Raw genomic sequence first — 19,996 nt, 5'->3', positions numbered from 1 at the left:
AAATTACGGCACGATGGCCGTAAACAGGTACACCGCGAAAATCACCAGGTGCACCGTGCCCTGCATCACCGTGGTGCGGCCGGTACCGAGCGACAGCGTGGCCACGATCAGCGACAGCAACAGCAGCACGCTCGACTTCACATCGATACCGAGCGACAGGGTCCAGCCGGTCATCAACGAGACCACCGCCACGGCCGGAATGGTCAGGCCGATACTGGCCAGGGCCGAACCGAGCGCCAGGTTCAAGCTGGTTTGCAGGCGGTTGGCGCGGGCGGCGTGGAACGCGGCGATACCTTCTGGCAGCAGCACCACGGCAGCGATGATGATGCCGACCACGGCCTTCGGTGCACCCAGCTTGAGCACGGTCGCTTCCAGCGTGGGCGACAGCATCTTGGCCAGCAACACTACGCTGCCCAGGCAGGCCAGCAGCAGCGCGGCCGACAGCCAGGTCATTTTCAATGGCGGCGGCGGCGCGTGGGTGTCTTCGTCGTTGGTGGCCACTTCCGGCAGGAAGTAATCGCGGTGGCGCACGGTTTGCACCAGCACGAACGTGCCGTACAACACCAGCGATACCAGCGCGATGAAGCCAAGCTGGCTGGCGCTGTACGACGGGCCGGGCACGGTGGTGGTGTAGTTGGGCAGGACCATGGTGAGGATGGAAATGGCCGCCAGCGTGGTCAGCGCGGCCGACACGCCCGACAGCGTAAAGGTCTGCTCGCCATGGCGCTTGGCGCCGGCCAGCAGGCACAGGCCCAGCATGCCGTTCAGGATGATCATCACGGCCGCGAACACGGTATCGCGCGCCAGCCCTGCCGTGGACTCGCCACCGGCGATCATCAGCGAGACGATCAGCGCCACTTCGATGGCCGTGACGGCCAGCGCCAGCACCAGCGTGCCGTACGGTTCGCCCACCCGGTGCGCCACCACCTCGGCATGGAACACGGCGGCCAGCACGCCGGCAAACAGGCCCGCCACCAGCAGCAAGGTATACACCTGGCCGACCATGGCCTGGGCGCCCATCGCCTGGCCGGCGATCAGCAACCAGGCCACCACCGGCGCGGCGACGGACCAGAGGGGCAAAGACTTCGATATTTTCACTGTGACGCTCCCGTGCTTGATTCTGGAAAGCGCATTGTAACTTGCGCATCCCTCGACCCTGTCACGGCAGCGTATGCGTGAGTCCGGACGGTCAGGCCGCAGCCGGCATGCCCCGCGCGTCCGCCTGCTTGCGCCGGCGCATCCAGCCGATCAGCCCCAGGCCACCGAGCATCATGGCGTACGTGGACGGCTCCGGCACGGCGGTGACCGAGATATTGTCCACCGCGACGTCGAAGTTGGTGAAGCCGTACATATAGCCGGGCACGAAGGTGCCGAAGACCACTTCGTCCACGCTGGCCAGGACGTCGGCAAAGCTGCGGCCGGTGGGCAGCTTGGGACCTGCGCCGTCGTCGGTGGAGCCGTAACCGCCCCAGCCCGCCGGCAGGCCGGTGGCGGTGGGGTCGCCGATGGTGACCGACAGGTGCTGCCAGTCCTGGGTGGCGTCGATGGTGCCGAGCTTGTACCACACGCTCGAGTACGGCATGCCGGCTGGCGTATTGCCGTAGTCGCGCAGCTCCACCACCACGTCGCGCGCGACGTCCTGGTTGAAGAACTTGATCTCATTGGCCTTGATGTCGAGGCCCAGCGTGACCGGACCCTTGGCGGTGTAGTCACCGAGGAAGGCGGCGTTGGTGGTGGTGCCGAACGAAATGCCGAAGTTTTCGATCACCGTGCGCAGCGCCGGCGCGCCGTGGCCCATGCTGGTGTCGATGCCGGAGCCGCCGATGCCGTCTGCCGGTTCCATGCCATACCAGCCCTGGTTACCGTTGGAAAAATCCACCGTGGTGGAGCCGCCGGCAGCAAACGCGGCGCCACCAGCTACGGACAACACCGCCGCCATCAATGCTTTGTTCAAAGTCATGAGTCTTCCTTTGTCAGTTGGAGGGAGAACAGGCCACCGGGGCCGGAAAACTTGTGATTTCCTCAAGCCGGTGCAAGGCCAGTTTGTTGTCGTTCCATCCAGCTGTCAAAGACTACTGGTCACAAATTTGTAACCATAATGTAACCATTGGGCGGGTAAGTTTCCACAGTTCCACCCTGCGTTCTATTTGGAAATGGTCACAATAACGACCGGAAGTCGCCAATCGATCGTGACACACTATGAATGATGAGTCCGTCAGTACTTGCGTCCATAGCGCCTGCAACGCGCAGTTCTGCATAACCGCCGGTAATGTTCATCGCATCATGCATGTCACGTTTCTGCCACAGCCCTACCGCGCTGGCTGCTGGTACAAACCCTGTAACTGGGCATAGGGCATGGCTTGCGCCACCAGCGGGCCGGCGTTGCCGGTAGCGAGGAAGTCGCGACCCATGCCGGCTGCTGCCGCCCATAACGCCTGCGCAATGCCGGAGCCGGCGCTCAGGCGGCGCACGCCCAGTTGCGCGAGCGCCTCGGCGTCCGGCACGCCCGGCCAGTCCATCACGTTGACCGGCAAGGCCACTGCCGCCACCACTTGCGCAATCTCGTCCGGTTTGACCATGCCGGCCACGAACAGGCCATCGGCGCCGGCCGCCTGGTACAGCGCGGCGCGGCGCAGCACTTCTGCCACCCGCTCCCCTTCTGGCGCCAGGCCTTTCAGGTAGACGTCGGTGCGGGTGTTGATGAAGATGTCCCGGCCCTCCTGCGCCGCCAGCTCCTTGATCGCGGCGATCTTGGCAGCGAGTACCTGCGGTGCGTCGTGGCCGTCTTCGAGGTTGATGCCGGCCACGCCCGCGTCGATCAGGCGCAGCACGCTCAGTGCGACGGCCTGCGGATCATCGTCGTAACCGTTTTCAAAGTCCACCGACAGCGGCACCGTCAGCACCCGCGCGATATTGGCGGCCACCGCGATTGCCACATCGACCGGCATCTGGCCGCCATCGGAATATCCGGCCGCCCACGCCACGCCGGCGCTGGTGGTGGCAATCGCCGGCGCACCAAGACTTTCGAACAGGCGCGCACTGCCCGCGTCCCAGGCGTTGGGCAGGTGCAGCAGGCGGCTGCCGTCGTGCAGCTGTTTGAAAGTGGTCACTAGGTTCATCAGGGCTCCTTAGAATAGGCTCGATTGCATGGTGGTGAGATTGCCGAAGCTGTCGTGCATCGGTTGCAGGATGGCGTCCGCGATCGGCTGCAGCTGCTTGGCCAGATAATGTTCGTAGTCGATCTGCGAGCGCAGGTCTTCCAGCGGCTCGGGACCGCTGGTGGTCATCACGTAGCTGATCCAGCCGCCGTTCTGGTACCGTTGCGGGCGCCGGTGCGCCAGGTTGTATTCGTCGGCCAGGCGTGCCGCGCGCACCTGCGGCGGCACGTTGACCTTGTATTCGTCGAGCGGCTGGCGCAGACGCTTGCGGTACACCAGCAGGTCGTCGCAGTGGCCGGCAAGCATGCGGTCGGCGTACTCGCGCACATAGTCCTGGTACGGCTGGTTCTTGAACACGCGCAGGAACAGCCCTTGCTGGAACTGCTGCGCCAGCGGCGTCCAGTCGCTGCGCGCCACTTCCAGGCCGCGGTATATCACCTCTTCTTCGCCCCTGGCGTTGATCATCAGGCCGGCGTAGCGCTTCTTGCTGCCCATCTCGGTGCCACGGATGGTGGGCATGAAAAACTTCTGGTAGTGGGTGTCGAACTCGATTTCGAGGTGGCAGTCGAGGCCATGTTTTTCCCTGAGCATGGTGCGCCACCACTGGTTGATGCCATCCGCCAGTTGCTGGCCGATGGCCAAAGCGTCGTCGTTCCTGTGCTCTTTTTTGAGCCAGATGAAGATCGAATCGGTGTCGCCGTAGATCACGTCGTAGCCTTCCGCTTCCACCAGCTTGCGCGTCTGCTTCATCATCTGGTGGCCGCGCAAGGTCACCGACGACACCAGGCGCGGATTGAAGAAGCGGCATTCGGTGGCGCCCAGCACGCCGCAAAAGGAATTCATCAGGAGCTTCAAAGCCTGCGACAGCGGCTCGTTTTTTGCCCGCTTGGCGGCGTCGCGCTGCTTCCAGATTTGCGTGGTGATCTCGGGCAGGCAGTGCCTGGTGCGCGAGAACACGGTGCCGTTCACGCCTTCCACCTGGTCGGCCGCATCGGTGGCGGACTCACCTTCGACCAGCCCCACCGGATCGACCAGGAAGGTGCGGATGATGGACGGGTACAGGCTTTTGTAGTCGAGCACCACGACCGAGTCGTACAGGCCCGGCTTGGAGTCCATCACGAAGCCGCCCGGCGACGCTCCGCCCGACACATCGCCCACGCTGGGCGCCACGTAACCCTCCCGGTGCATGCGCGGCAGGTAGTGGTGGCTGAAGGCGGCAATCGAGCCGCCCAGGTGGTCGGCCTGCAGGCCGGTGACGGTGGCGCGCTCGATCATGAAGGCCAGCAGGTTGGCCTTGTCGAAGATGCGCGTGACCAGCTCGCAGTCTTTCAGGTTGTAGTGCGCCAGCGCCGGCTTGTCCTCGTGGAAGCGGCGCTCGATCTCGGCCATCTTGTCGTAGTCGCTGCCGATGTCCTTGCCCTCGCCCAGCATCTCCTGCGAGACGTTCTCCAGGCTGTACGACTGGAACATCCACGACGCCGCCTTGAGCGCGTCGATGCCGTCCAACACGATGCGCCCCACCACCGGCGCGAACATATAGCCCTGCTTGCCCGGATGCTCGCGCCACTCGATGGTTTTGTTTTCGCGGCCCAGCGTGAGGGCAATGCGGTGCTTGTCGGCGTTCTTTTGCAGCACCCGTAAATCGAACTGCACCACGTTCCAGCCGATGACCACGTCGGGATCGTGGCGCGCGAACCAGGCGTTGAGGCGTTCGATGATCTGGCGCGGCGTGGCGCAGTATTCGAGGTCAAAGTCGATGGCTTGCGTTGTCGCCTCGGGTGCGGCGCCGAGCATATACACCTGACGCTGGCCGCAGCCTTCCAGCGCGATCGAATACAGGTCACCGTGGGCGCTGGTTTCGATATCGAGCGAAACGATCTTGAGCTTGGGGCGGTAGTCGGGCGCCGGCTTGAGCTTGCAGTCGAAGATGGTATGCCCTTCGATACGTCCGCCCTCGACATTGACGCCGGCCGAAATGAAGCGCTCCATCAGGTAGCGCTCGGGCGGCCGGATGTCGGCCTCGTACATGCGGATGCCATGCTCGCGCAGCGTGCGCTCGAGCGCGGTGAGCGCCTTGTAGCGCGACGCATACACGCCCACCACCGGCTCCTGCTGGAAGGTTTTCAGTTGCAGGTCGCGCAGCTCGATGCCGCCCGACTGATCCATCAGCGCCTCGATGGCCGCGCGCTGGCCTGCCTCGGCAAAGGCGACCGAGGTTTGCGCGGTGAGGCGGATTTTCCGGGGGCCGTCGTCGGTGGCCAGCCAGAAATCGATCTCGGTGCCGTGCGCAGTATCGCGCCAGTGGCGCGTGAGGATAAAGCCGGTGCAGGTCATCCCGGAATTATACTGTATGCGCATACAGCCACCGTCTAACCCGCACAGCCAACCGGGGTCGGACCCCAGACGGAGTCCGACCCCAACCTGTCAGGCATGCGTATCACAGCCCGCGTCTTGGGGGTTAAAACTCAAGCGCTATCGCGCTCGATGATGGAAAAGCCGATATCGAGTATGCGCTCGCCCACGTCACGGTCCTGCGAGCGGTCGAGGATGAAGCGCGCGGCCGTGGCGCCGATCAGCGCGCCGTCGATGCGCACGGTAGTCAAGGCCGGATGCAGCTCGCGCGCAAACGCCAGGTCGCCCAGGCCGATCACCGCCAGTTGCGACGGCACCGCAATGCCCAGCGCCTGCGCCTCGGTCAGCACGCCTAGCGCCACCATGTCGGAACTGCAGAACACCGCGTCGATATCGGGATGCTGCGCCAGCAGTGCGCGCAAGCCGGTGCGCCCGAAACCGGTGTTGGTGGGCGCCGGCGCCACCAGCGCGGGAATTGCCGCCTCGCCCGGCGCGGCCATGCCCAGCGCGATGGCCGCGTCCGAGAACGAGCGCATGCGACGCTGGGCGCGGTCGTCGTCGGCTCCCAGCGTGGCCACGCGGCGGCGGCCGCGCGCGTGCAGGTACTCGGCCACCGCCTGCCCCACTTTTTCGTGCGAAAAACCGATCAGCATGTCGATCGGATTGGGCGCCAGGTCCCAGGTTTCCACCACCGGGATGCCGCTGCTCAGCAGGCGCTTGCGGCCGGCAGCCGAATGCATGATCCCGGTGAGCACCACGCCGTCCGGGCGACGGCCGATGATCGCTTCGAGCAGTTCGTCCTCGCGCGAATCTTCATAGCCGGACTGGCCCAGCATGACCTGGTAGCCATGCTGCGCCAATGCGGCCGTCAACGACTGCACCATCTCGAGGAAGACGTTGCCGGTAATGGTGGGGATCACGGCGGCCACCAGCCGGCTCTTGCGCGAAGCGAGGCCGCCGGCCAGCATATTGGGCACGTACCCGGTTTGCGCGACCGCGTCTTTTACCCGCTGCATGATCGCATCCGACACCACGCTGGGATTGTTGAGCGCGCGCGACGCGGTGATCGGCGCCACCCCGGCCAGGCGCGCGACGTCGCGCAGCGTGATGCCGCCGCTGTTGCGGCGGCGCTTGGGAACGTCGTTACCAGGTGGGTTATCGGTGGGATAGGTCATGCGGCGATTTTAACAGGTGAACAACAGGTGGACTTCAGCGGTAGGTCAGCATGTCGGTCCCGCCCAGCGCTTCCAGGTGGGCGTAGTTGTTGAAGTAATCGAGGCCGAACTCGCCGGGCCGATGCAGCAGCCGCGTGACCGAGCAATTGGCCATTTTCCAGGTCATTTCCATCACCTGGTAGTCCTGCAAGCCCAGCACGTGCTGCATCACGGTGGCGATCACGCCGCTGGACGTGAAGACCAGCGTGGCCTGCTTGCTGTCGGGGCGGTCCAGGCGCTCGAGCGCGGCCACCACGCGGGCGCGAAACTCGGGCCAGGCTTGCGCATACTGGTCGTCGTGCCAGCCCGTCATCCAGCGCTGCATGGCGGCGCGGAACAGCTGCTCCATCGCACGCTGCGGTTCGGCCGCGCCGGCCAGGCGCGCACCGAGTGCTGCAGGATCGGCAAATTCCGGGCAGTGGCGCAGCATCACTTCGTGGTGGTCGAATTCGGCGAAGCCGGGTTCGAGCTCACGCTGCGCTGCGGGCCACGAGGCGGCCGGCATCTCGGCCTGGCAGGCCTCTGCCGCCTGCGCGTGGCGCGCCATGGCGCCGGTCAGCACGCGCTGAAAGCGCTGCCCGCGTTTGGCGAACCACTGCCCCAGCAAACGCGCCTGCTGTTCGCCGCGCGTTGACAGCTGGTCGTAATTGGCGCTGCCGAACGACGCCTGCGCGCTGCGCACCAGGAAGATCTGTCCCATGACGGTCCTAAGGTTACGAAACCGGGCAGGCCGCGCTGCCATTGGCAGCGAGCGCGCGCACCGCCGTGGCAATGTCGGCGCCCAGGCGCGCCACGGCGCGGCGGTGGCCGGCCACCAGCGCCTCGTTACCGTCGCCGACCGTCTCGTTGGCGACAGTGCGGCAGGTCAGCACTTTCGGGCTGCCCACCATTCTCACGCTCCACACGGCGTCGAGCAGCGCGTACTTGCCGGGGGCCGACTCGAAGCGCTGCACATTGGTGCTGATGCGGTACACGGTCGCGCCTTCCGGCGTGGGTGTGCGGAACACGTCCACCGCGCCCAGGTCATTGGTGACCACCTGCGACAGCGCCTGGCCGATTTCGGCCGCCGGCGGCGAAGTCCACAAGTCCTGTTCCAGCAAGTCCATGCGACCGTCGGTGGTCACCACCAGCTGCTTGCGCGCCACCTGCTGCGGCACCGTCACCGCCGGGATCTCGATGAAGTAACTGGGCGCCGCGCCGCTCTTGGTTGTGGGCGTGCCCATGCCGGTGGCCAGGCTGTAGAAGCGGTCCGGCGGCGTGCTCGAGCAACCGGCCAGCGCCACGACAGCAGCCGCTGTGACTGCGCTGGCGAGACGGAAAACTTGGTGCGTCATTTCTTCTCTCCTTTTTTCTCCGGCTTGCCGCGGATGAGCGACTCGGGATGGCGCTCCAGGTAGTCGGTCAGCGCGTTGATCGATTCCATGGTTTGCGTGAGTTGCTGCAGCGCCTCGCGCAGGTCGGACTGCACCGGCGAATCCTTTTGCAGCAGTTCCTCGGCGGTGCCGAAGGTCTTGCGCGCCGCACCCAGGGTGTCTTTCATCTCGGGCACCACTTGCGAGTCGAGCTGCTTGAGCAGGGTGTTGGCGCTTTTCAGCGTGTCGCGCAGGTTGGTGCCGATTTCTTCGAACGGTACCTTGTCGAGCTTGCGCGCGATGCTCGAGAGCTGGGTTTGCAGTTCGTCGAGCGTGTTGGGCACGGTCGGAATCTCGAGCGGATCCTTGCTCATGTCGAGCTTGACGCCCTTGGCGTTCGGGAAGAAGTCGAGCGCCACGTACAGCTGGCCGGTGAGCAGGTTACCGGTGCGCAGCTGGCCGCGCAGGCCCCGCGCCGCCAGGCGCTCCATTAACTGCGGTCCGGCGTTGCCGTCCTGGTCATCGTCGATGCTTTTCTGGAAGGCGCGGCCCAGGCGCGCCGGGTACATGTCCACCGTGACCGGCATGCGGAAGGTTTTCTTGACTCGGTCGAATTCCACGCCCACCGAGCGCACTTCACCGAGCACGATGCCGCGGAAGTCCACCGGCGCACCCTGCGACAGGCCCCGCAGCGACTGGTCGAAGTACAGCACCGTGGTAATGGCCGGGCCGTCCGGGTCGCGCAGCGCGCTGGCCTGGTCAGCGGCCAGCAGGAACTGGCTGCCCTGCGGCGCCACGGCGTCCGGCTTCTGGCCACTGGCACTCTCGAAGGCGATGCCGCCCACCACGAGGGCGGCGAGCGACTGCGTATTGAGCTTGAAGCCCGACGAATCGAGCCGCACATCGACGCCACTGGCATGCCACCAGCGCGTGTTCTTGCCCACGTACTGGTCGTACGGCGCGCGGATAAAGACCTTCATTTTCACGCCGCGTCCCTGCTCTTCCAGGTCGAACGCGGTCACCCGGCCCACCGCGATGCGGCGATAGTAGATGGGCGAGCCCACGTCGACGGAACCGAGGCTCTCGCCGTGCAGCGTGTACAGGCTACCCTTCTCGTCGGTGGCTACCTGCGGCGCCTCTTCCAGGCCGGTGAAGTCGCTCGCGGTCTCCTCGGACTTGCCGGCATCGACACCGATGTAGGCGCCGGAGAGCAGCGTGCCCAGGCCGGTCACCCCGGTGGCGCCCACCTTGGGCCGCACCACCCAGAAGCGGGTGTCGGTGGCGGCGAAGCGCTCGGCTTCCTTGCTCATGTCGATCTTGACCAGCACTTTGGAAAGGTCGCGCGAAATCGAGATCGAGCGCACGATGCCGATATCGACGTCCTTGAATTTGACCTTGGTCTTGCCCGGCTCGAGGCCGTCGCCGCTGCGGAAGCTCACCGTCACCGAGGGCCCCTGGTCGACAAAAGTCTTGATCACCAGGCCCACGCCGATCAGCGCGGCCAGCAAGGGGATCAGCCAGACCAGCGAGGGCAGCCAGCGATTGGCCTTTTCGACGGCCGGCTCGTGCACCGGCCGGGGGTGGTCTTCATTTTCAGGCATGCTTTTCTCCATGTGTATCGACGGGGTCCCAGATCAGGCGTGGATCGAACTGCATCGACGCCATCATCGTCAGGACCACCACGGCGCAAAACGCCAGCGCGCCAGGGCCGGCGGTAATCACCGCCAGCGTCTGGAAGCGCACCAGCGCCACCGTCAGCGTAATGACAAAAATATCGAGCATCGACCAGCGGCCGACGAATTCAACGATGCGGTACAACACCGTGCGCTGCTCCGGGCGCCAGCGCGAACGACGCTGCGCGGTGTACGCCAGGATCGCCAGCGCCACCAGCTTCATCACCGGCACCACGATACTGGCCACGAAAATGATGATCGCCAGCGCCTGCGAACCGCTGTTCCAGAACAGCAGCACGCCGCTGATGATGGTGTCGTCCTCCTTGCCGAACAGGGAGTTCGTGTACATCACGGGCAGCAGCATGGCGGGTATATAAAGAATCGTGGCGGCCAGCAGCAGCGCCCAGGTGCGGCCCACGCTGTCCGGGCGGCGCCGGTGCAACGCCGACTTGCAGCGCTCGCAATGTTGATGCCGACCGCGTTCGGGAGCCACCAGGCCGCAGCTGTGGCACGCCACCAGCGGCGCGCCAGCGGCCAGCGCCTGGTAATTGAACTGCGACTGCGACGGCCGCATGCCCTTGGGGCCCGGCAGGTGCTCGCCGATATTCCACAAAATCTTGGGGTCGAACGACATCACCAGCGCCAGCATCAGGGTGAGCACCGCAAACGCGAACAGGCCGGGATGGACGATCACCCGCGCCAGGCTGGTCATCTTGACGATGGTGATCAGGATGCCGATCATCAGCACCTCGGTCATGCCCCAGCGCCGCGCCGTGCCCAGTGCGCGCAGCATGGAGTCGAAGCCGGGCGGCCTTCTGCCCCGGCTCAGCGACAGCGTGACATAGAACAGCGACCCCAGTTCCACTGCCGGCAGCACGATGGTAAACAGCGTGACAATCGCCGCGACGATCTCCATCTTCTCGTGCCAGAGCACGTAAATCGCGCCCATCAAGGTGGAGTCGATGCTGTAGCCGCCAATCGACAACTCGACGATGGGGAAGAACTGGGCAATCAGGTAAGTGAAGATGGCGGCCAAGGTGATGGCGGCCATGGCGCGCGGGTCGGAGCGGATGCCGCGATACAGGACGGAGCCGCAACGCACACACCGCGCCTTTTCGCGCGGTTGCAACGGCCGGTGCTGGTGCAGCACGCCGCAGTCATGGCAACTGATCAAATCGTAGCGATACACGGTCCGGCCGGAATGAGGGAAACATTCGTATCATACGGCAATACTGGTGCGCACAATTGTGCGGCGGGGCCGGTTTCGGGCCACTTTTCGTGTCACTTACGCCAATTTACTTTTTCTGCAGGAAATCCAGCAGCGTGGCGGCCACCACCTTGGTCGCGTTGCGCAAGTCGTCGAGGCTGAGGCGCTCGTCGGCCTTCTTGGCGTTCGATTCGGGCACCGTGCGCGGGCCGGCGCCGTACAGCACCGCCGGCATCCCGTGTTCGCCGTACAGGCGCGCATCCGCGTACAACGGCGTACCCTGGGCAGGAATGGTCTCGCCCAGGTAGGTTTGGGCATTGTGCTGGAGGCTGGCCACCAGTTGCGCGGTGCCGGGCAGTTCGCGCAGCGCGTGCGACAGCAGCAGCCGCCGGATCTCGAGCGTGATGCCCTCCTGCCCCGTCACAGCTTTCTCGATCAGCGCCCGCACCTGCGCCTCCACCTGCACCGGGTCTTCCTCGGGAATCATGCGCCGATCGAGCTTGAGCACCACCTTGCCCGGCACCACATTGGTATTGGTGCCGCCGTCGATGCGACCCACCAGCATGGTCGGCGAGTCGATGCCGGCAATCTTCGACTTGATCTTTTTGAGCTCGGGCAGCTCGTCGTAGATGGCGTTGAGGATGCGAGTGGCCGCCTGTAAGGCGTCGTGGCCCGTCTCCGGCATGGCGCCGTGGCCGGACTTGCCGTGCACGGTCACTTCCAGTTGCAGGCAGGCGTTGTGGGCGGTGACGATGTTGTAGCTGAAGCCGGCGGCGATCACGTAATCGGGCTTGGTGAGCTTTCGTTCGAGCAGCCAGCCGGGGCCCAGCAGGCCGCCGAATTCCTCGTCGTAGGTAAAGTGCAGTTCCAGCGCGCCTCGCAACGGCACGCCCAGCGCTTCCAGGGCGCGGGTGGCGAAGATGTAGGTGGCGAAGTCGCACTTGGAGACCGCGGCGGCGCGGCCGTAGATGTAGCCGTTATCAATCACGCCGCCGTAGGGCGGATAGGTCCAGTTGTCACCGGGCGGCACCACGTCGCCGTGGGCATTCAGCGCAAGAGTGGGGCCGCCGCTGTCGTACGGGCGGCGTACGATCAGGTTGGTGATGGACTCCATGCCGTAGTCGCGCACCTGTTCTTGCGGAACCGCGTGCTGCTCGGCGGTCCACCCGTAGGCTTGCACCAGTTGCGCCACCATCTCTGCGTGCGGCGCGTTGTTGCCGGGCGGGGTATCGGTGGGGATGCGCAGCAGTTGCTGGAGCACGCCCACCTGTTCGTCGAAGTGGGCGTCGATCCACTGCGCCAGTTGTGCTTTTTTTTGGTCGTTCATGATGTCCTTCATTTTGCACCGGCCTCGTACCAGGCGGCGATTTGTGCGCGTTCGGCGTCGGTCATCTGCGTCAGGTTCGCCAGTGGCATGGCTTTCAACTGGACCGTCTGCTTGTAGATCTTCTCGGCGTTCTGGCGAATCTCCGCCTCGTTCTCGAGCATGATTCCGGCCGGCGCGGCCGCAAAGCCTGCCTGCTTCGGTTGCGCCGCGTGGCACGCCACGCAGCGGTGGTCGATGATGGTTTTCACTTGCGCGAATTCTTTCGCAGATGACTGCGGATCGACGGCGGGCGCGCTCGCTACGGCCACCGGGCGCGCTGGTGCAATCGCCACGGCCACCGCCGCCAGCAGCGCCAGGCCGATCACCGGATAGCGCCACTCCACGCGGCCCTTGTGGCGCAAGTTGAAGAAGTGGCGGATGAACACTCCGGCCGCCATGATCATGGCCAGCACCAGCCACGAGTACTCGTGGCGGTACGTCATCGCGTAATGGTTGCTGATCATGATGAACAGCACCGGCAAGGTGAAGTAGTTATTGTGCACGCTGCGCTGCTTGGCCTTCTGGCCGTGCACCGGGTCCGGCATGCGGCCGGCCGACATGGCTTCGACCATCTTGCGCTGGCCGGGAATGATCAGCATCAGCACATTGCCCACCATGATGGTGCCGATCAGCGCCCCCACGTGGATGTACGCTGCGCGGCCGCTGAGCACATGGGTCAGGCCATATGCGGCGGCAACGATCAGGATAAAGATCACCACGCCGAACCAGAAGTCATGCTTGCCCAGCGGTGAGCGGCACAGCAGGTCGTACACGGTCCAGCCGACGACCAGGGTACCGATACCGATGCCCACCGCCTGCCAGCTGGTGATGTCGGCCACCGATTTGTCGATCATCATGGCCTGGGCGTTGAAGTAGTAGGCGATCGTCAGCAGCGCGATGCCGGACAGCCAGGTGGAATAGGCTTCCCATTTGAACCAGTGCAGCTCCTTCGGCAGTTCGGCCGGCGCCACCAGGTATTTTTGCGGATTGTAAAAGCCGCCGCCGTGGACCGCCCACAGTTCGCCCGACACGCCTTTTTTTGCCAGTTCCGAACCCGGCGCCGGTGGCCGGATCGAGTTATCGAGCCACACGAAATAGAACGACGCACCGATCCAGGCGATGCCGGTGATGACGTGGAGCCAGCGTACCAGGAGGTTGAGCCATTCGAGGCCATACGGGACGAGGTACGCGAACAATTCCATGGCTAGTCTTTCAGGTCAGGGCTGTGGCTAATTTACAGAAGATAGCCGCAAATGCTGCAATGCACATGAACTATCGAGTATATTAAACATATCGTATCCCGTATAACCTGAACAAGACTTTTCATGGCCGCTCTGCCGCAACACCTGGACCTGCACCTGATCCGCATCCTGTACATGCTGCTGGTGGAGAAAAACGTCTCGCGGGTGGCGCTCAAGCTCAATCAGCCGCAGCCCTCGATCTCGGCCTCGCTGCGCAAGCTGCGCGAGCTGACCGGCGATCCGATCCTGGTGCGCGGCGCCCGTGGCATGGTGCCTACCCAGCACGGCGAGAGCCTGCTGCTGCCGGCCAAGCGCATCCTCGACGAGACCGAGAACCTGTTCCTGAAAAAGTCGCCGTTCGTGCCGCAGATCGAAGCGCGCACTTTCCACGTGGCCGCGCCCGATTATCTCGACAGCCAGTTCCTGCCCAATCTTGTTGCGCTTTTACGACGCGGCTCACCGAATAGCCGCGTCAAGATCCACAGCCTCGGTCCTCGCGTGGACTACGTGCGGCTGCTGTCGGACGGCGACATGGACCTGGTGATCGCCAACTGGGACGAACCGCCCGAGCACCTGCACATGTCCAAGCTGTTCGAAGACCCGATCACCTGCGTGATGCGCGCCGACTGCCCGTACGCGCTGCGCACCCCCAGCGACGCCATGACGCTCGACGACTACCTCACCCTGCCCCACGTGGCGCCCACCCAGCTGATGCCAGGCTACCTGGGCGTGATCGACGATTTCCTCGACCGCCAGGGCTTGCAGCGCAACGTGGTGGTGGAGTCGGCATATTTTGGCCTGATCCCCAACATGCTGGCGCAGACCGACCTGGTACTGACCACCGGGCGTCAGTTCGTGCGCCAGTACGAAAAGCAGATGCCGTTGAAGACCTACGCGCTGCCGGTCAAGTTCCCCGCAATGCGCTTTTACCAGCTGTGGCACGAGCGCGTGCACCAGGCGCCGGAACACAAGTGGTTAAGAGACCAGGTGGCGGCTGCGGCCAAGGGATTGGTGCTGAAGTAAGCGTGCGGCTATAGCTCCTACCTGGCGCCGCATATGTCACGCCTACGCCACGCGCGCTATTATCGGGGCTACATAACGGACACCCACGCCATGACCACCCTCTCCGAGCTCAATCGCTGCGACGCCGCCACCTTCATCGACAGCCTGCGAGGCATCTACGAACACTCGCCATGGATCCCCGAACGCGCCGCCGCCCGGCGCCCGTTCACCAGTGAAACCGCGCTGAAGCTGGCCTTGCAGGACGTGGTCACACGCGCCACGCTCGACGAGCAACTGGGCCTGATCCGCGAGCACCCGGAACTGGCCGGCAAGGCCGCGGTCGCCGGCCAGCTCACGATGGAGTCCACCAGCGAACAGGCGGCGTCCGGCCTGCACCTGTGCAGCGCCGAGGAATACGCCACGCTGCACCAGCTCAACGCCGACTACAACGCCAAATTCGGCTTCCCGTTCATCCTGGCGGTCAAAGGTCCCACCGGCAAGGGCCTCACGCGGCGCCAGGTGATCGCCGCCTTTGCCCGCCGCCTGAAAAACCGCCGGCCCGACGAAATCGCCGAATGCCTGCGCCAGATAAAGCGCATCGCCGAGATCCGCCTGAACGACCTGCTGGGCGTCACGCTCGCCTTCGGCCCCGCCATCATGGAGTGGGCGGAAACCATCGCCGCCTGGAGCGATGTGGAAGTGGGCGAAGACCAGGACTTCGACCTCACCTGCGCCTACCTGACACCGGCCCACCAGCGCACCGCCGCGCAGCTGCGCGACTGGATGACCGAAGCCGGCATGGACGCCCACATCGATGCGGTGGGCAACGTGGTCGGCGTGTACCGCTCCGATGCACCGGGCGCCAGGACCCTGATGACCGGCTCCCACTACGACACCGTGCGCAACGGCGGCAAGTACGACGGGCGCCTGGGCATCCTGCTGCCGATCGCCATCGTGCGCCACCTGCACCAACTCGGCGAGCAGTTGCCGTTCCACCTGGAGGTGGTGGGCTTTGCCGAAGAAGAAGGCGTGCGCTTCAAGAGCACCTTCCTGGGCAGTAACGCGATCACCGGCCGCTTCGACCTGGCGCTGCTCGACCAGCAGGACGCCGACGGCATCTCGATGCGCGCAGCATTGGCCGCCGCCGGCCACGACTTCACCCGCATTCCCGACATCGCCCGCAAGCCGAAAGAACTGCTCGCCTTCGTGGAAGTGCATATCGAACAAGGCCCGGTGCTGCTGCAGCGCGACCTGGCGCTGGGCGTGGTGACGGCGATTGCCGGCAGCTCGCGGTTCCTGGTGCAACTGACCGGCCTGGCCAGCCACGCCGGCACCACGCCGATGGTCATGCGCAAGGACGCCGCCGCCGCTGCGGCAGAAATCGTGCTGCTGGTCGAACAGCGCTGCGCGCAGGCGCCCTCGCTGGTCGGCACCGTGGGCCAGCTGGAAGTGCCGGGCGGCTCGGTCAACGTGATCCCCGGCGCCTGCAAGCTCTCGCTCGACATCCGCGCGGCCGACGACGCGGTGCGGCTGGCAGCGGTGCGGGATGTACTGGATGGTATTGCCGCCATCTGCGAACGCCGCCAGGTGGAGTTCGCGCTCGAACAGATCGTCGATGCGGCCGCCGCACCCTGCGCGCCGCGCCTGATGGACCAGTTGGGCGCCGCCGTGGAACGCGCCGGCCTGCCGCGCTTCGATCTGCTCTCGGGCGCCGGCCACGACGCGATGGCAATGGCAGCGATGACCGACGTCGCCATGCTGTTCACCCGCTGCGGCAACGGCGGCATCAGCCACAATCCGCTGGAAACCATGACTGCGGACGACGCCGACATCGCCGCGCGGGTGCTACTCGATTTCATCCGAAACTTCTAAGCTTCGGGGTCAGTGCCGACATTCGGACACGGCCTCAACAGATCATGGCAGAGCTCGTGTCTGAATGTCGGCACTGACCCCGAACTCAAGGTTGTGGTGTGCTGTTCTTGTCGGCCGTGACCGGCACATACACCAGCCCGAACAGCTTGGCGTATTCTGCCATGCTGGAAAGCCCGATGCTGCGGCGGCGGGCATCGACGTTGGCCTCGTCCTCGATCGGCTGAAAATGCAATGGCTCGCCAACCAGCTGGCTGCCGTAGAGTTGTGGCTTGCCCTCGGCTACGCGTAGCCTGTCCTCCAGCAGCGCCAGCTGCGCGCCCAGCGCATCGTGACGCTCCACGGCCTGGCGCAGCAGGGGCAGGTACTTGCGCTGGGTGGCATTATCTGAGTGCTGCAATACCAGGAAGGCGGTCTGCGACGCCGCGCCGGCAAAGCGCAGGCCGGGCCAGCCGAAGGTGTCGACAATTTCCGACAAACGCTTGGTGTTGGCGACATCGATGGCAGTTTGCTGCCGCCAGTCTTCGTCGGTCAGGCTGGCGCCGGTGGCGTCCCGTCCACGGTACAACTGGTCGGACGCCGACATCTTCACCAGGTCCTGCACGGCCCTGGCACGTTCGGCACTGATGGATTCCCTCGACATGACGACGTCTTCGCCGAAAAAAACGATCGGCTGGCCCGCCGGTGGCGTCAATCTTCCCTGCACGTTGTCGGCGTAACGTATGCGCTTGTCATCGCTCTCGGTCTTGTTGGACACAGCCCTGAATTCCACCGTGCCCCCGATCGGAAAAATCATGCCGCCAACTGGCTTGCCGTTGGCATAAAACGAGATCGTGGTCTGGCTCAGACTCTCCTGGGCATGGCTGACCTGCGTTAGCCCCAGTAGCGCGGCAGTCAACAACCAGCGTAGCCTCAAGACGCCACCCTGCCCGCCCGCTCCAGCATCGCATGCAACAGCACATTGCATCCGGCCTCCAGGTGCTCCGGCTTGGCGTCCTCGATTTCGTTGTGGCTGATGCCGTCCTTGCACGGCACGAAAATCATGCCCGACGGCGCCAGCCGGGCCGCATAAATGGCGTCGTGGCCGGCGCCCGATACCACGTCCATGGTCGAGTATCCCAGCTTGGCGGTGGCGCTGCGCACCGCGTCCACGCAGTCGGGATGGAACGGGCATGGCGGATAGTACGACACGCGTTCGAGCGCGATCGTCAAGCCGGTGTCGCTGCGGGCCTGGTCGAGGAAGGCCAGCAGCTCGCCGTGCATGGTGTTGAGCAGTTCGTCGTTGACGTTGCGCAGGTCGATGCTGAACTTGACTTCGCCCGGAATCACGTTGCGGCTGTTGGGGAACACCTGCACCATGCCCACCGTGCCGCGACCGTATGGCGGGTAGCGGTTGGCAATCGCCACCACTTCCTGCATGATCAACGTCGACACCTGCAAGGCGTCGCGGCGCAGCCCCATCGGCGTGGGGCCGGCGTGCGCTTCCATGCCGGTCACCACGCAGTCGTACCACGACAGGCCCATCACGGCCGGCACCACGCCGATCACCTTGTCGGCGTCTTCCAGCACCGGGCCTTGCTCGATATGGGTTTCGAAATAAGCGCCGATCGGATGCTGGCCCGGCACCTGGTCGCCCTTGTAGCCGATGCGCTCCAGTTCCTCGCCCACGGTCTTGCCATCGGTGTCCTTCGCAGCGTACGCGGTCTCCAGGCTGAAAGCGCCGCAGAATACGCCGGAGCCCATCATCACCGGCACGAAGCGCGACCCTTCCTCGTTGGTCCAGAAGGCCACCTCGATCGGCGCCTCGGTCTGGATGTTCAAATCGTTCAGGGTGCGCACCACTTCCAGCCCGGCCAGCACGCCGTAATTGCCATCGAACTTGCCGCCGGTGGGTTGGGTGTCGATGTGGCTGCCGGTCATCACCGGAGGCAGCGCGTTGTTGGCGCCGTCGCGGCGCATGAAGACGTTGCCGATCTGGTCGATGGTGATCGACATGCCGGCTTCCCTGCCCCACCCGACCACCAGGTCGCGGCCCTGTTGATCGAGATCGGTGAGCGCCAGGCGCTTGACGCCGCCCTTGGCGGTCGCGCCAATTTTGGCCAGTTCCATCAGCGCCGCCCACAGGCGGTCGCCATTGATGCGCATGTCGGTCATGGTCAGGCTCCTTGGTTGAATGCAGGGCGGTCGATGTGGCGGCCAGCACCGGCCACCGCCATCAGTTCGCCGCGATGAAATACCACCACGCCCGCCGCCAGCGTGGTGGACGGGATCCCCTTGACGGTGCGCCCTTCGAACACATTGAAGCCGCCCTTGGCGAACTGGGTTCTGGCCGAAATGGTGCGGGTGCCATCCGGGTCCCACACCACGATATCGGCGTCCGCACCGACCGCAATCACGCCCTTGCGCGGATAGATGTTGAAGATTTGCGCGGCGTTGGTGGAGGTCACACGGACGAATTCCGACGGCGTGAGCACGCCGGTATTCACGCCCGCATCCCACACCACCGACATGCGGTCTTCCACGCCGCCGCAGCCGTTGGGGATCTTGGTGAAATCGTCTTTGCCGGCTGCTTTTTGCTCGGCGCAGAAGGTGCAGTGGTCGGTGGCAGTGGTATGCAGGTTGCCGCTTTGCAGGCCGTTCCACAGCGCCTTTTGATGATGCTTGCTGCGAAACGGTGGGCTCATCACGTGGCCCGCCGCAAACTCCAGGTCGTCGCTCTGGTACACGCTGTCGTCGATCACCAGGTGGCCGGCCAACGCTTCGCCGTATACTCGCTGGCCGTTGGACCGCGCGCGGGTAATCGCGTCCAGCGACTCTGCGCACGAGACGTGGACGATGTACACCGGGGTGTTCAATACATTGGCAATCGCGATGGCGCGGTTGGCCGCTTCCGCTTCCACCGCCGGAGGGCGCGACAGCGGATGCGAGCTGGGACCGGTCAGCCCCTTTTTCAGCAGGTCCTGCTGCAGCTGGTACACCAGCTCACCGTTCTCCGCGTGCACGGTCGGAATCGCCCCCAGTTCCAGCGACCGGCGGAAGCTTTTGACCAGGGTTTCGTCGTCGGCCATGATGGCGTTCTTGTATGCCATGAAGTGCTTGAAGCTGTTGACGCCATGGTCGCGCACCAGGATGCCCATGTCGCGGTGCACGGTATCGTCCCACCAGGTGATCGCCACGTGGAAGGTGTAGTCGCCGGCCGACATGGCGGACCACTCGCGCCACTGCTGGTAGGCTTCGATCAGGTTCTGCTTCGGCGCGGGTATCACGAAGTCCATGATGGTGGTGGTGCCGCCGGCCAGTCCGGCTGCCGTGCCGGTGAAAAAATCGTCGGCGGTGACGGTGCCCATGAAGGGCAGATTCATGTGGGTATGGGTGTCGATCCCGCCCGGCATCACGTACTGGCCGCTGGCGTCGATCACCCTGGCCGACGCCGGAGCGTCGAGGTTCTCGCCCACGGCCACGATCTTGTCGCCGTAGCACAGCACATCGGCGCGGAAGGCGCGGTCGGCGTTGACGACGGTGCCGCCCCGGATAATGGTGGTCATACAGGTCTCCTGTTTTT

At 64.8% G+C, this 19,996-nt stretch carries 16 protein-coding genes; 2 read left to right on the top strand and 14 right to left on the bottom strand.

From position 1 onward, the window contains the following. Window positions 1-3: 3 nt before the first annotated feature. The 11 genes from J2X54_RS15345 to J2X54_RS15295 form a co-directional block, all read right to left on the bottom strand. A complete protein-coding gene (locus J2X54_RS15345; protein WP_310181751.1) occupies window positions 4-1,098 on the bottom strand; it encodes an ionic transporter y4hA in 1,095 nt (364 codons plus the stop codon). Window positions 1,099-1,189: 91 nt separating this feature from the next. After that, a complete protein-coding gene (locus J2X54_RS15340; protein WP_310181748.1) occupies window positions 1,190-1,960 on the bottom strand; it encodes a PEP-CTERM sorting domain-containing protein in 771 nt (256 codons plus the stop codon). 349 nt (window positions 1,961-2,309) lie between these two features. Beyond that, window positions 2,310-3,119, bottom strand: coding sequence for an isocitrate lyase/phosphoenolpyruvate mutase family protein (locus J2X54_RS15335; RefSeq protein ID WP_310181746.1), 810 nt, complete (start codon window positions 3,117-3,119; stop codon window positions 2,310-2,312). A gap of 9 nt (window positions 3,120-3,128) precedes the next feature. Further along, window positions 3,129-5,516 (bottom strand): DNA polymerase II, encoded by a 2,388-nt coding sequence (locus J2X54_RS15330; RefSeq protein ID WP_404990919.1) that lies wholly within the window; start codon window positions 5,514-5,516, stop codon window positions 3,129-3,131. Between the two features lie 107 nt (window positions 5,517-5,623). After that, window positions 5,624-6,685 carry a LacI family DNA-binding transcriptional regulator gene (locus J2X54_RS15325; RefSeq protein ID WP_310181745.1) on the bottom strand — a complete coding sequence of 354 codons (1,062 nt, stop codon included), beginning with the start codon at window positions 6,683-6,685 and terminating at the stop codon, window positions 5,624-5,626. A 34-nt stretch (window positions 6,686-6,719) separates the two neighbouring features. Next, window positions 6,720-7,424, bottom strand: a complete 705-nt coding sequence (locus J2X54_RS15320; protein ID WP_310181743.1) for a histidine phosphatase family protein — start codon at window positions 7,422-7,424, stop codon at window positions 6,720-6,722. 13 nt (window positions 7,425-7,437) lie between these two features. After that, a complete protein-coding gene (locus J2X54_RS15315; RefSeq protein ID WP_070246755.1) occupies window positions 7,438-8,058 on the bottom strand; it encodes a membrane integrity-associated transporter subunit PqiC in 621 nt (206 codons plus the stop codon). After that, window positions 8,055-9,677 carry an MlaD family protein gene (locus J2X54_RS15310; RefSeq protein WP_310181740.1) on the bottom strand — a complete coding sequence of 541 codons (1,623 nt, stop codon included), beginning with the start codon at window positions 9,675-9,677 and terminating at the stop codon, window positions 8,055-8,057. Before J2X54_RS15310 ends, J2X54_RS15315 begins: the two co-directional genes overlap by 4 nt. Next, window positions 9,670-10,938 carry a paraquat-inducible protein A gene (locus J2X54_RS15305; protein WP_070246757.1) on the bottom strand — a complete coding sequence of 423 codons (1,269 nt, stop codon included), beginning with the start codon at window positions 10,936-10,938 and terminating at the stop codon, window positions 9,670-9,672. Before J2X54_RS15305 ends, J2X54_RS15310 begins: the two co-directional genes overlap by 8 nt. 106 nt (window positions 10,939-11,044) lie before the next feature. Continuing rightward, a complete protein-coding gene (locus tag J2X54_RS15300) occupies window positions 11,045-12,283 on the bottom strand; it encodes an ArgE/DapE family deacylase (RefSeq protein WP_310181736.1) in 1,239 nt (412 codons plus the stop codon). Between the two features lie 8 nt (window positions 12,284-12,291). Beyond that, window positions 12,292-13,524, bottom strand: coding sequence for a urate hydroxylase PuuD (locus J2X54_RS15295; protein ID WP_310181735.1), 1,233 nt, complete (start codon window positions 13,522-13,524; stop codon window positions 12,292-12,294). Window positions 13,525-13,647: 123 nt separating this feature from the next. On the opposite strand from J2X54_RS15295, the gene J2X54_RS15290 reads away from it, so the two are divergent. Further along, window positions 13,648-14,586, top strand: coding sequence for a LysR substrate-binding domain-containing protein (locus J2X54_RS15290; RefSeq protein WP_070252375.1), 939 nt, complete (start codon window positions 13,648-13,650; stop codon window positions 14,584-14,586). 90 nt (window positions 14,587-14,676) lie between these two features. After that, complete coding sequence (locus tag J2X54_RS15285; RefSeq protein ID WP_310181732.1) at window positions 14,677-16,437, top strand: allantoate amidohydrolase; 1,761 nt, start codon at window positions 14,677-14,679, stop codon at window positions 16,435-16,437. 85 nt (window positions 16,438-16,522) lie between these two features. On the opposite strand, the gene J2X54_RS15280 is transcribed toward J2X54_RS15285, so the two are convergent. From J2X54_RS15280 to hydA, 3 genes are read right to left on the bottom strand one after another with little or no spacing between them, the layout of a single operon-like run. After that, window positions 16,523-17,350, bottom strand: coding sequence for a DUF6624 domain-containing protein (locus J2X54_RS15280; protein WP_310181730.1), 828 nt, complete (start codon window positions 17,348-17,350; stop codon window positions 16,523-16,525). Further along, complete coding sequence (locus J2X54_RS15275; protein ID WP_310181728.1) at window positions 17,347-18,588, bottom strand: Zn-dependent hydrolase; 1,242 nt, start codon at window positions 18,586-18,588, stop codon at window positions 17,347-17,349. Before J2X54_RS15275 ends, J2X54_RS15280 begins: the two co-directional genes overlap by 4 nt. A gap of 2 nt (window positions 18,589-18,590) precedes the next feature. Next, window positions 18,591-19,979: a dihydropyrimidinase gene (gene hydA, locus J2X54_RS15270; protein ID WP_310181725.1), complete on the bottom strand. Its 1,389-nt coding sequence runs from the start codon at window positions 19,977-19,979 to the stop codon at window positions 18,591-18,593. Window positions 19,980-19,996: the final 17 nt, after the last annotated feature.

The organism is Duganella sp. 3397 (assembly GCF_031456625.1).
Taxonomy (GTDB): Bacteria; Pseudomonadota; Gammaproteobacteria; order Burkholderiales; family Burkholderiaceae_D; genus Rugamonas; species Rugamonas phyllosphaerae.
Note: the sequence above shows the minus strand (reverse complement) of the source record. Positions and strands in the feature narration are given on the sequence as shown.